At 44.8% G+C, this 12100-nt stretch carries 8 protein-coding genes and 1 tRNA gene; 3 read left to right on the forward strand and 6 right to left on the reverse strand.

Annotated features, from left to right (window positions below):
* Positions 1-84: 84 nt before the first annotated feature.
* From DXA54_RS07875 to DXA54_RS07885, 3 genes are all read right to left on the reverse strand, one after another.
* Positions 85-1149, reverse strand: coding sequence for a hypothetical protein (locus DXA54_RS07875; RefSeq protein ID WP_120079171.1), 1065 nt, complete (start codon positions 1147-1149; stop codon positions 85-87).
* A gap of 12 nt (positions 1150-1161) precedes the next feature.
* Positions 1162-2448, reverse strand: coding sequence for a YhcG family protein (locus tag DXA54_RS07880; protein WP_007756662.1), 1287 nt, complete (start codon positions 2446-2448; stop codon positions 1162-1164).
* 63 nt (positions 2449-2511) lie between these two features.
* Positions 2512-3795 (reverse strand): site-specific integrase, encoded by a 1284-nt coding sequence (locus tag DXA54_RS07885; RefSeq protein ID WP_007756660.1) that lies wholly within the window; start codon positions 3793-3795, stop codon positions 2512-2514.
* Positions 3796-4032: 237 nt separating this feature from the next.
* Between DXA54_RS07885 and DXA54_RS07890 the strand changes: the two genes are divergently transcribed.
* Positions 4033-4120: transfer RNA gene (locus tag DXA54_RS07890), tRNA-Ser, on the forward strand.
* A gap of 89 nt (positions 4121-4209) precedes the next feature.
* Here DXA54_RS07890 and nuoE read toward each other — a convergent pair.
* The 3 genes from nuoE to nuoF are packed head-to-tail and all read right to left on the reverse strand — an operon-like array spanning position 4210 to position 8393.
* A complete protein-coding gene (gene nuoE / locus DXA54_RS07895) occupies positions 4210-4686 on the reverse strand; it encodes an NADH-quinone oxidoreductase subunit NuoE (RefSeq protein WP_004305841.1) in 477 nt (158 codons plus the stop codon).
* 19 nt (positions 4687-4705) lie between these two features.
* Positions 4706-6472, reverse strand: a complete 1767-nt coding sequence (locus DXA54_RS07900; protein WP_004305843.1) for an NADH-dependent [FeFe] hydrogenase, group A6 — start codon at positions 6470-6472, stop codon at positions 4706-4708.
* Positions 6473-6485: 13 nt separating this feature from the next.
* Positions 6486-8393: an NADH-quinone oxidoreductase subunit NuoF gene (nuoF, locus tag DXA54_RS07905; RefSeq protein ID WP_120079173.1), complete on the reverse strand. Its 1908-nt coding sequence runs from the start codon at positions 8391-8393 to the stop codon at positions 6486-6488.
* Between the two features lie 162 nt (positions 8394-8555).
* On the opposite strand from nuoF, the gene DXA54_RS07910 reads away from it, so the two are divergent.
* Both DXA54_RS07910 and DXA54_RS07915 read left to right on the forward strand, forming a co-directional pair.
* On the forward strand, positions 8556-11309 hold the full coding sequence (locus tag DXA54_RS07910; protein WP_120079175.1) for a heparinase II/III family protein: 2754 nt from the start codon (positions 8556-8558) through the stop codon (positions 11307-11309).
* A gap of 240 nt (positions 11310-11549) precedes the next feature.
* The gene (locus DXA54_RS07915; protein ID WP_004305849.1) at positions 11550-12095 is read left to right on the forward strand and encodes a DUF3575 domain-containing protein; all 546 of its coding nucleotides are present in this window, start codon (positions 11550-11552) and stop codon (positions 12093-12095) included.
* Positions 12096-12100 lie beyond the last annotated feature (5 nt).

The following is a 12100-nucleotide window of genomic DNA, read 5'->3' on the forward strand; positions in this document are numbered from 1 at the left end:
ATATCAAGAAATAAAAATACCACTCAAAAATTATTTTGAGTGGTATAAGTGGTCATGTCGTAAAATATATTGGAATATCACGGGTTATCGGAATATTCCGTCCATTTCCTTGGCGAACTTTTGGTTGGGAATACTGGGTAAATCGGAAACGGGTTCCCTGTACTTGGACTTGTAATAGTCTTCATCAATATCCAGGTGTTTCAGGATGGCTTCCTTCCATTTGTCCTTATCCTGCCCCGGCAACTGCTCCCTCATCAGGGAAATCAGATAGCATACCCGTATCTTTTCCCTTGGCTTTATTTTCAGTACGCACTGGCAGGGATGCAGATTCATGCAGGCATAGAAATCCGGTGCGGTAATGTCTTCAAACTGTTCCCCTGCACAAACTTCATGAATTAGGGAAATCAGCTTCATGCTGAAATATTCAGGCAATCCGGCAGTCGTAGCTGTAGTCGATGCGGTTGTAGTTTCAGCTTCCGGCTGGCTGTCTGTACGGCTCTGCCTGTCTGCTTCGTTCGGTTGGCTTTCTTCGTCCGGTACATATTTGGTCAGGATGCCCATGAAGTGTACGCTAAGCAGGTAGATGTCGTCGCAACGGTTTTTCATGTATTGCCGGGCTTCTTTCCAGAGAAGGGTTTGCTGCTCATAAAGATGGTCCAGCTGGGCTTTCTCCCTTTCATATTCAGCCTTGCAACGCTCATATTCTCTTTCCGCCAGCTTTTCTTCTTCGGGTGTATGCTCTCGGTAGCCAATGGAATCATAGCGGTTGTTGGCTTCGTTCATCGGTTTGCGCAGCCTGTTTACCACTTCCATCTCTTCCTTGATGGTTTCCTTGTAGCGGTCTGCGTATTGGTAGCATACACGTATGATCACTTCGTCATGGAGAAGGCGGTAAGATTCATAAAGCCGTATGTATTCTTTGACTTCCTTTTTCAGACTTTTCAGCAGCAGGGTACATGGTTCTGGCGGTGTATGCAGCACCAGTTCAAGGATAGCTTGCTCAAAAGCCTTTATATCGCTCCATTCCGAGTAGAAATCAACGATGAATTTCTGCTTTTCAAAAGAGAAAGTATGGCTTACAATCCAATCTTTGCAGATTCTGTTCAGCTCCCCGTATTGAGGAATGAGGGTTGTTATCGTTTTCTGCATGGCATACTCTTATTATTGGGGATCCTTGTCAAGGAAAGAAGCCAGTTCTTCTTCCACTTCTTCTACGCTGGGCAACGCTGATTTCAATTTCTCGGGAATCGCCTTGCTCAATTGGTAATCGCTGATGCCGATGGGCTGGTCATAGCCGGAAAGGGCATACTGGGCAACCACTTCGTCCTTTCCTCTGCACAACAAAAGACCGATGGTCTTGTTGTCGTGTTCTCCTCTCAACTTATCATCCACCACGTTGATGTAAAAGTTGAGTTGTCCGGCATATTCCGGCTTGAAAGGAGTGGCTTTCAATTCTATGACAATATATGCGTGCAACGGAATGGAATATAGAATCAGGTCGGCAAAGAAATCGCTGTTTCCGACTTGGAAGTGCTTCTGCCGGGCAACGAAGGCAAAACCGTTGCCCATTTCCAACAGGTAGCGGGTAACGTGTTTCACCAGCTGTTCTTCAATATCCCTTTCGTCTGCTTTTTCTTTGGCTCCTGCCAAATCAAAGATGTACGGGTCTTTGAGTAGGTAATTGGCAAGGTCGCTTTGTGGAGCCGGAAGTGTGGTCGTGAAATTGTTTACCTTGTTGTTGCTGATTTGTCGGCTATACAAATCACTGTCAATTTGCATTTTCAATACATTGCTGCTCCATCCCATTTCCACAGACTGCTTCATGTACCAGTAGCTTAGACCTAAAGGTAGCGAACTGTCAAGTATAGTCATTTGGCTTGTCCAGTTTATTTTGGCTATAGGAGAGGTCAAGAAAACTTCTTCTATTTCCCTGATTCCCATCCTGTAAATGGCAGACACGGTTTTTCCCACATCTTCAAATTGCGCAGGAACTTCCTGCGTAATTGCTAATGATTGACAATCAATCGATTGTATTTGCGCAGTAAGTTCCTGCGTAAATTGCTTGTCATTCAGTTTTAATACTTCATTGGTCACACTCTGTATGGTTGGGACAGACAGGCTTGCATCTGTTTCTATGAAACTTTGCAACGCTCTTAAAGGATATGCTTTTGCAAACTGGCACATATAGGTAAGGTTACGTTCCGAATAGCCTTTCTTTTCAGGGTAATGCAGTCGGATAGCCTTTGCCAACTGCTTGATGATTTTGCTTCCCCATCCGTGCAGCTGCTGGTGATAAAGGATGTAATTGCCTATCTTCCAGTAATGGAACAGCATTTGTGCATTGGCTGCAACAATCAGCCTTACTTGTGCCTGTTCTATTTCCGAACCGACCGCTTGTATGAATGCATCAAAATTCGTTTTCTCTATGTTGGATTCCTTGTTGCTCATATTGTGATGATAATTTCTACAAATATAGTCATTGATAACTATCTATGAAACTGTTTGATACTTTTATAGTTGATTAAACTTGTTCATGGCATTTGCCTTAATATCATCCGCTATGTCAATGTAGGGTTTCATAGCTTTGTAGTCGCTGTGTCCCGTCCATTTCATGACCACCTGTGCCGGGATTCCGAGAGCCAGCGCATTGCAGATGAATGTCCTTCTTCCTGCATGGGTACTGAGCAAAGCGTATTTGGGTGTGACTTCATCAATACGTTCATTTCCCTTGTAGTAGGTTTCCCGTACAGGCTCGTTGATTTCTGCCAGTTCGCCCAGCTCTTTCAGGTAATCGTTCATCTTCTGGTTGCTGATGACGGGCAGAGCCATGTAATTCTCGAAATGGATGTCCTTGTATTTGTCCAGTATGGCTTTGCTGTATTTGTTCAGTTCAATCGTCAGGCTGTCGGCAGTCTTGACTGTGGTTATTTCGATGTGGTCGGACTTCACATCGCTTCTTTTCAGATTGCGAACATCCGAATACCGCAAACTCGTAAAGCAGCAGAACAGGAAAACATCACGCACACGTTCCAGGTATTGCTTATCCTTGGGTATCTGGTAGTCTTTCAGCTTGTTCAGTTCATCCCAAGTCAGGAAGATTACTTTTTTCGAGGTGGTTTTCAGTTTCGGTTTGAATGTATCGTATGCAATGTTCTGATGATGTCCTTTCTTGAAGCTCCAGCGCAGGAACCATTTGAGGAATCCCATTTGCTTGCCGATGGTGCTGTTTCTCATATCCTTGGTATCACGCAGGAAGTTGACGTATTCGTTCAATCCAAACTCGTCGAAATAGTTGAACGTTGCATCCTCCTTGAACTCTTTGAGGTGGTTCCTCACTGCTGCAAATTTTTCATAGGTGGATGCCGTCCAGTTATTCTGGTTACCGCACTCTTTTACAAACTCATCGAATACCTCCCAAAAGCTGACAGGGGCTTCTTCCGGCTGTTCTTCGCTGGTGTCTTTCATTCTCATGTTGAAAGCTTCCTTCAACTGTTGGGTCGTTGGCATGACCTCCTGCACCTCAAATTCCTTGAAAATATTCTGGATTTCGGCATAGTATTTCAGCAAGTCCGTATTGATTTCGGCTGCACTCTGCTTTAGCTTGTTGGTACATCCGTTCTTTACCCGCTGCTTGTCTGCATCCCATTTGGCTACGTCAATCCGGTAGCCCGTTGTAAACTCGATGCGTTGGCTGGCAAAGATGACACGCATACGGATGGGTACGTTCTCTACGATTGGCACACCGTTCTTTTTCCGGCTCTCCAATGCAAAAATGATGTTGCGCTTGATATTCATAATTGGGTGCGTTTGAAATTCTACACCCAAATATACACCCAATTATTGAGATAGCAAAAGACATTTAGAAACATTTAGTTTTACTCTATGTTGTAATTTGCACTTGATTATCAGTTGTTTGCGGTTTTATGAGATTCTGTGAAAGTATAAGTTCGAGAGCCTGTCTCTCCGCTAGAAAGCAGCTTTTTGCTGCTTTCTGTTTTTATGGAGAGTTTTTTCTCTAGTTGGTAATTGTAAGGAGAGGTGCTCGAGTGGTTGAAGAGGCACGCCTGGAAAGCGTGTATACCCCTAAAGGGTATCACGAGTTCGAATCTCGTTCTCTCCGCATCATTTTTTTTACATTTTAATATTAATGAACGGCTGTTTTGACTTATCAAGGCAGCCGTTTGTTTTATATTGTTTTCGGGAATTCGGTTATTCCAATTCTTCAATAATCTTCTTTACATCTACCGGTTGTAATCGACCATATACCTTCTCGCCGATCATCACTACCGGAGCCAGTCCGCAGGCGCCTACACAACGCAGACAGTCTAATGAGAACTTTCCGTCCGGGGTAGTGTCACCGACTTCGATACCTAATACACGTTTGAACTCTTCCAGCAGTTTTTCTGAACCACGTACATAACAAGCTGTACCCATGCAAACAGAGATGGGATGTTTTCCTTTGGGAGTCATGGTAAAGAAAGTATAGAAAGTAACGACACCATACACTTTCGATACGGGAATTCCAAGTTTGGAAGCGATAATCCGTTGCGTTTCCTCGGGTAGATACCCTTGCAAATGCTGTGCCTCATGCAAAATATTGATAAGTTCGCCCGGTTTGTTTCCATGCTTGTCGCAGATCGTTTTGATTTGCTCTGCCATGTCACAGGCTAGTTTGATATCTGACATAATACTCTTCATTTAAAAGTTAATCAATCGCTTTGTTGAAATAATGCGTATGCAGGAGAGTTTCCGATTTCTCACCTAGCGGTTTGCCGAGATAATCCTCGTATAATGTCTTGATATACGGATTCTCGTGCGATTTGCGCAAAGGTTTGTTGGCGTCTTCACGGTAAAGTGCGTTGGCGCGTGCATAGAGTATTTCCGAGTTGCCGTGATGCAAAGGCTGCCCGCCGCCACCGATACAGCCTCCGGGGCAAGCCATAATTTCGATTACATGATATTCGTTATGTCCGTTCCGTATATCTTCCAGTAGATGACGAGCGTTGCCTAGTCCGTGTGCGATGCCTACTTTTAATTCAAATCCGTTTAGGTTAATGGTAGCACGACGGACGCCATTTAGTCCGCGTACCTGTTCGAAATTTACATTTTTCAAAGGTTCTCCGGTATAGATTTCATAGACAGAACGGAGGGCGGCTTCCATTACACCACCTGTTGTTCCGAAAATGACACCGGCACCTGTCGATTCACCCATCGGGTTGTCGAATGGGCTGTCCAGTACGAGAGGGAACCCGATATTGGCACGTTTAATTAGTCGTGCCAGTTCACGGGTAGAGATAGAATAATCCACATCGGGGATACCGTTCACTTTGAATTCATCACGTGCACATTCGTACTTTTTAGCCAGACAAGGCATGATAGATACGACAACCAGTTTTTCTCTGGGTATGCCCATTTTCTCCGCCCAATAGGATTTGGCAATGGAACCGAACATCTGTTGTGGGGAGCGGGCGGTGGACGGAATGTCCAGCATGTCCGGGAAATGATGTTCGAAGAAGTTGACCCATGCCGGACAGCAGGAAGTCAGGATAGGTAATCGTACGGATTTATCTCCGTTGAGATAGCGCGTCAGACGGTTTAGTATTTCCGATCCTTCTTCCATGATGGTGAGGTCGGCGGCAAAGTCAGTATCGAATACATAGTCGAATCCCAGTTCACGCAGTGCATAAACCATTTTTCCGGTTACCAGAGTGCCGGGAGGAAATCCGAATTCTTCACCTAGGGCCGCCCGTACGGCAGGTGCGGTCTGCACAATCACTACTTTGTCCGGATTAGCCAGATCGTCGAGCAGACGGTTGGTGTAGTCACGTTCTGTTAATGCGCCTACGGGACAGACAGCCACGCACTGACCGCAGTAAGTACATTCACTTTCCGTCATCATTCGGTCAAAGGCAGGAGCGATGGTTGTATTGAATCCGCGACGGATGGCACCCAATGCTCCGACCGTCTGTACATCATTGCAAACACTTTCACAACGGCGACAGAAAATGCATTTATCCATATTACGGACGATAGAAGCGGTAATTTCCCGTTTGCGGGGGGACAGCTCACCGCCATTGAAAGGCATTTCGCGAATGTTGAAACGCAGTGCTAACGTTTGGAGCTCGCAGTTGCCGCATTTAGGGCAAGTGAGGCAGTCATTGGGGTGATCCGAAAGGATCAGTTCAGCCACCACTTTGCGAGCGTTCATTACGCGCAGGGTACTGGTTTTTACTACCATGCCCTCCGTGCAACGGGTAGCGCAGGCAGGAGCCAGGTTGCGCCGTCCCATCACTTCAACCACACAAATACGGCAGGAAGCCGGATTATTTTTTATACAGGTTCCTTTCAGGTCGATATGACACAGCGTAGGTATATTGATACCGATTTTGATAGCGGCTTCAAGAATAGTGCTTCCCTCGGGCACAGTGATGAAATGACCGTCTATCTGGAGAGTAATTTGTTTTTCTTCCATAGTAAATAAGATTTTAGCAGACAAGAATAGCGTTGAATTTGCAGCGTGCCATACACATGCCGCATTTGATACATTTATCGGGAGCAATGACATGTGGCTTACGCACCAGTCCGCTGATAGCATCCGCCGGACAGTTTTTGGCGCATAGATGACAACCAATGCAACGTTCCGGACTGATGGTATATGTTAATAGTGATTTACATTGCTTGGCGCGACAAGTCTTATCCCGCACGTGCTCCATATATTCATCGTAGAAGTTATCCAATGTGGATAAAACGGGATTCGGAGAGGTTTGTCCCAGTCCGCAGAGGGCCGTATCTTTGATGACTTGTCCCAAAGTGGCAAGTGTGTCCAGGTCTTTTTCTGTGCCTTTTCCTTCTGTAATCTTGTTCAGTAGTTCCAACAGACGTTTGTTTCCAATGCGGCAAGGTGTGCATTTCCCGCAGGACTCTTCCACTGTAAAATCCAGATAAAAGCGGGCTACGGATACCATGCAGTCGTCCTCATCCATGACAATCATCCCTCCTGAACCCATCATGGAACCGGCCGAGAGAAGGTTGTCAAAGTCAATGGGAGTGTCCAGATGTTTTTCTGTCAGACAGCCGCCTGACGGTCCTCCTGTTTGTACAGCTTTGAACTTCTTTCCGCCTTTGATGCCTCCTCCGATTTCGTAGATTACTTCCCGAAGAGTAGTTCCCATCGGCACTTCGATCAGTCCGACATTATTAATCTTTCCGGCAAGAGCAAACACTTTGGTTCCTTTGGAACGTTCTGTGCCAATCGTTGCAAACCAGTCGGCTCCTTTGGTTAGAATAATGGGAATATTGGCAAGCGTTTCCACATTATTCACATTGGTTGGTTTTCCCAGATAACCGGATTCGGCAGGGAAGGGAGGTTTCAGAGTCGGCTCTCCCCGTTTTCCTTCCATCGAATGAATAAGGGCAGTTTCTTCTCCGCAGACAAAAGCTCCGGCTCCGTATCGTATTTCTATGTCGAAACTGAAATCTGTTCCTAAGATATGATCTCCTAGTAATCCGTATTCGCGTGCCTGATTGATAGCTGTTTTCAGTCGGTTGATAGCTAACGGATATTCGGCACGGATATATACTAATCCTTTGGTGGAACCAATGGAATAACCGCAGACACACATCGCTTCTACAATCGAATGTGGGTCGCCCTCCATTATGGAACGGTCCATGAATGCACCGGGATCTCCTTCGTCGGCGTTACAAACCACGTATTTGACATCTGACTGTTGCTTGTTGGCAAATTCCCATTTCAGTCCCGTCGGGAAACCGCTACCACCACGTCCGCGAAGTCCCGAACGTTTGATAATATCAATAACGTCCGTCGGCTGTTTGTTAAGCAGGCAATCGGCCAATGCAAAGTATCCTTCACGGGCGATATACTCTTCAATATTTTCGGGATCGATAAAACCACAGTTACGCAATGCGATGCGGAGTTGTTTCCGGTAGAAATCCATGTGCTTGGAGTCGCTGACGGTATGTTCCGTTTTAGGATCTACATACAGCAACCGTTCGATTCTTCGTCCTCCGATGATATGCTCGTTGATGATTTCTTCCGCATCTTCGGGAGTGACTTGGGTGTAAAAGGTATTATCGGGGATAATTTTCACGATAGGACCTTTTTCACAGAAGCCGAAACAGCCTACGGTGATGACTTCTACTTTGTCGGTGATTTCGTTCTTTTGGATGGCTTTTAGAAGATTGTCTGTAATACCCTGGCTGGAAGATGCCTTACAGCCTGTACCACCGCAGATCAAAATCTGAAGATGTTGCGCACCGGATGCCAGTCCGTAACACTTTTCAGTCACCTTTTCATTACTTTCTTCGCGCAATGAAAGATTGTGCTCTGCTCTCTTCCTGATTGTTGCCAAATCATGGATAGATAAAATTTTCATAAGTATCAGAATTGTTAGTCGGTTTTTTGCAAATATAATTCTTTGTTTGAAATAACAGCGTAGTCTCGTACAAATAAAATTGTTCTTTGACGGAGGATTTAGGTAAATAAATCTCTATCTTCGTATTTAATAGGTATCAAACCTAAAAAATATAACTGAAGTATGAGACGAATTTTACTTGGACTATGTTTTCTATCCTTTCTGAACATTGCATCCGGACAAGAGATTCCTTTGCCGGAAAAGATGCCGCAGACACATCCGCGGGTACTGACTACTCCGGCGGGAAAGCAGGAAACATGGAAGCTGATTAAAAAAGAAGAATGGGCGAAAGATGTTTTCAATAAATTGAAGGAACGGACGGAAGTATATACGAACCTGACGGATGCTCAACCGGCGTGGTTGCTGTCTCGTTTGGCAATGTACTGGAAGTCTCATGCCACGGAAGTATATGTGAAAGGTGAAACGTTCGACCATGCAGGTGGTGAAAGAGCTCCTTATCCCACTGTGCGCTACACGGGAATCCGTGGCACAGCTGCTACCCACGGTCGTCCCAAATTGGCGGATGTCGTTCCTTATGATGATGAGGACGGGAATGTCACTTTCTGCAATAATGCACTTCCCGACCGTCCTATGGAGAGTGTACACCCATCCAAAACAGGCCGGAATATTGAAAGCCTGAACTGCGAAATCCTGGGAATTGCCCGTGATGCCGCTTTCCTTTATTGGATGACGGATGAAGAGAAATTCGCTAAACTTGCCGCAGGGGTCTTTGATACATATATGACAGGTATTTATTATAGAAACGTGCCCATCGACCTGAATCACGGCCATCAGCAAACATTGGTAGGATTGACTTCTTTCGAAGTCATCCATGAAGACGCACTCCATATCGTTGTACCTTTATACGATTTTCTATATAATTATCTAAAGGCCAATTACCCGGATAAAATGGAAATCTACGCCGGAGCTTTTAAGAAATGGGCGGATAATATCATTGCGAACGGTGTACCTCATAACAACTGGAATTTGCTACAGGCACGGTTTATTATGAATGTCGGATTGGTATTGGAAGACAATAAGGAATATGCCGACGGAAAAGGACGTGAATATTATATCGACTATGTGATGAACCGTTCCAGCATCCGCCAGTGGAGTCTGACGCGATTGGCAGATTATGGTTTCGATATAAATACGGGAATTTGGGCAGAATGTCCGGGATATAGCAGTGTGGTAATCAATGATTATGCCAATTTCGTGAATCAGTTTGATACGAATCTGCAATATGATTTGGTGAAAGCAATGCCTGTATTGTCGAAAGCGGTAGCAACCACTCCCCAATATCTGTTTCCCAACCGTATGATTTGTGGCTTTGGAGATACGCATCCGGGATATTTGAGTACGAATTTCTTTATCCGTATGATACAGAATGCACAGGCGAACGGGAAGAAAGAACAGGAAAACTATTTCACGGCTTTATTGAAATGCCTGAACCCGGATTTGGGAAATGATAAAACAGAAAAGAAGAATGTGCGTGTATCTGTCAATTCTTTCTTTGAAGATAAACCGCTGACGCTAAATACCAAAGTGCAGCCGGGAAAGATAGAAGATTATGTTTCTCCTTTGTTTTATGCTCCCAATGTGTCATGGCTGGTACAGCGCAACGGTATGCATCCGCGCAACAGTTTGATGATTTCGTTGAATGGCAGTGAAGGGAACCACATGCACGCTAACGGCATTTCGATGGAACTTTATGGAAAAGGATACGTACTGGGGCCGGATGCAGGTATCGGGCTTTTCCTGTACAGCGGACTGGATTATGCGGAATATTATTCTCAATTCCCCAGTCATAATACAGTTTGTGTGGATGGAATATCGAGCTATCCGGTGATGAAAAGTAACCATTCTTTTGATTTGCTTTCCTGTTTCCCGGCATCAGCGGAACCGGGCAAAGCATTTACGTCCGTTACTTACAGTAACCTTTATTTTCGTGAACCGGAAAGCAGGGCGGATCAGACCCGTATGATGAGTATTGTCACTACCGGGGCGGAGACGGGGTATTATGTCGATGTATTCCGCAGCCGGAAAGAGAAAGGAGGCGATAAGATGCACGATTATTTTTATCACAACCTTGGGCAGACTTTGACATTGACGGCAGCAGATGGCAGCGACCTGAATCTCCAGCCTACGGAAGAACTCGCCTTTGCAGGCGCACATCTTTACGCTTATTCCTATTTATATGATAAGAAAGTGGCTGCAACCGCTAAGGATGTCAAGGCAACTTTCACCATAGATATGAAAGATAAGGACGGCGATGATATATACATGAATCTTTGGATGAAAGGCGAACCGGATCGTGAAGTCTTTACGGCTTTGGCGCCAATGACCGAAGGGCTAAGCCGTACACCGAATATGCCCTATAATATAAAGGAGCAGCCGACGCTGACATTTGTTGCCCGTCAGCATGGAGAAGCATGGAATCGTCCTTTTGTTTCGATATATGAACCGAGTACAAAAAAGGAACCGTCTGCTATTCAGTCCGTCTCTTATTTTGATGTAGAAGGAGCAGGTTTAGAAGATTTTGCCGGAATCTGTGTGAAAAGCAAAAATGGACGTATAGATCATATCTTCTCTCTATCTGATGCTGCACAAACCGCTACTTATCAAGGAATGAAAGTGAAAGCGGATTATGCTGTTATCAGCAATGAATATGCAGGAAACCGGACGTTGTTTTTAGGGAATGGAACCCAATTGGTTGCACCCGGGGTAATGATTCAGACCGACAATGCCGCTAATGTATTGCTCGAAAAGAAAGAAGGGAAATGGTATATTATTTCTTCTGCTCCCTGTACGGTTGTTATCGGCGATAAGAAGATAAAATCCGATGCTTCGTCGGAGCCTATGTTGTTGCGTATCTGATGTTTCATTGGTAATAAAGAAAAATTGTATATCTTATCCGTAGTATGGTATATTATGGCCTAAGATGGAAATTGTTGCAATAAAAAACAAAAAAAGCGTGTTTAAACGTTTTTAATACTATATTTTTTCTAATTTTGTGGCTTTCTGTCCAAGTAGTATATAAAATGGACAGTAAGCCCTTTTTTGTGGGTAAATATTTAGTGGGAAATATTTAGTGGGAAATAAATGATGGTATATGTGATGAGAAATGGTCGCAGGGTAATAGCTGCGTTATCATTTCTGTTATTATGTTGTGGTGTACATGTGCACGCACAACGGGTGGCTGTAAAGACAAATGCATTGGGTTGGCTGACCGCCAGTCCGAATGTAGAAGCAGAATTTGTATTGGGTAGTCATGTCTCCTTGAACATGGGGATTGCTGCGAACCCAATCAGTACAGACAACTTTAAAACGACTTTCACGCATTTTCAGCCTGAAGTTCGTTACTGGCTAAATCGTCCGATGGTGAGTCATTTTCTTGGAATCACCGCTTTCGTGAATAATTTTGATATGATGGTAAAAGATGTGCATCACAAAGGCGATGCATACGCCGCCGGTTTGACCTATGGATACGCATGGGTGCTGGGCGATCATTGGAACATCGAAGCAACTGCCGGAGTGGGTGTGTTGCGCTACCGTCAGTTTAAGTATGATAAGGGTACTCCGAAACCGGGTGCGGTCAACGATAGTAAGACCACCATTGCACCTGTCAAACTGGGGGTATCCTTTGTTTATATTATTCGATAACGAAC

The sequence above is a fragment of the Bacteroides sp. OF03-11BH genome, assembly GCF_003604005.1.
Classification (GTDB): Bacteria; Bacteroidota; Bacteroidia; order Bacteroidales; family Bacteroidaceae; genus Bacteroides; species Bacteroides ovatus.

Bases quoted from the DNA above. Each gene is read 5' to 3' on its own strand.
- DXA54_RS07880 (WP_007756662.1), bottom strand. From the start codon at position 2,448: ATGAGCAACAAGGAATCCAACATAGAGAAAACGAATTTTGATGCATTC.
- DXA54_RS07875 (WP_120079171.1), bottom strand. From the start codon at position 1,149: ATGCAGAAAACGATAACAACCCTCATTCCTCAATACGGGGAGCTGAAC.
- nuoE (WP_004305841.1), bottom strand. From the start codon at position 4,686: ATGTCAGATATCAAACTAGCCTGTGACATGGCAGAGCAAATCAAAACG.
- DXA54_RS07910 (WP_120079175.1), top strand. From the start codon at position 8,556: ATGAGACGAATTTTACTTGGACTATGTTTTCTATCCTTTCTGAACATT.
- DXA54_RS07915 (WP_004305849.1), top strand. From the start codon at position 11,550: ATGAGAAATGGTCGCAGGGTAATAGCTGCGTTATCATTTCTGTTATTA.
- DXA54_RS07900 (WP_004305843.1), bottom strand. From the start codon at position 6,472: ATGGAAGAAAAACAAATTACTCTCCAGATAGACGGTCATTTCATCACT.
- DXA54_RS07885 (WP_007756660.1), bottom strand. From the start codon at position 3,795: ATGAATATCAAGCGCAACATCATTTTTGCATTGGAGAGCCGGAAAAAG.
- nuoF (WP_120079173.1), bottom strand. From the start codon at position 8,393: ATGAAAATTTTATCTATCCATGATTTGGCAACAATCAGGAAGAGAGCA.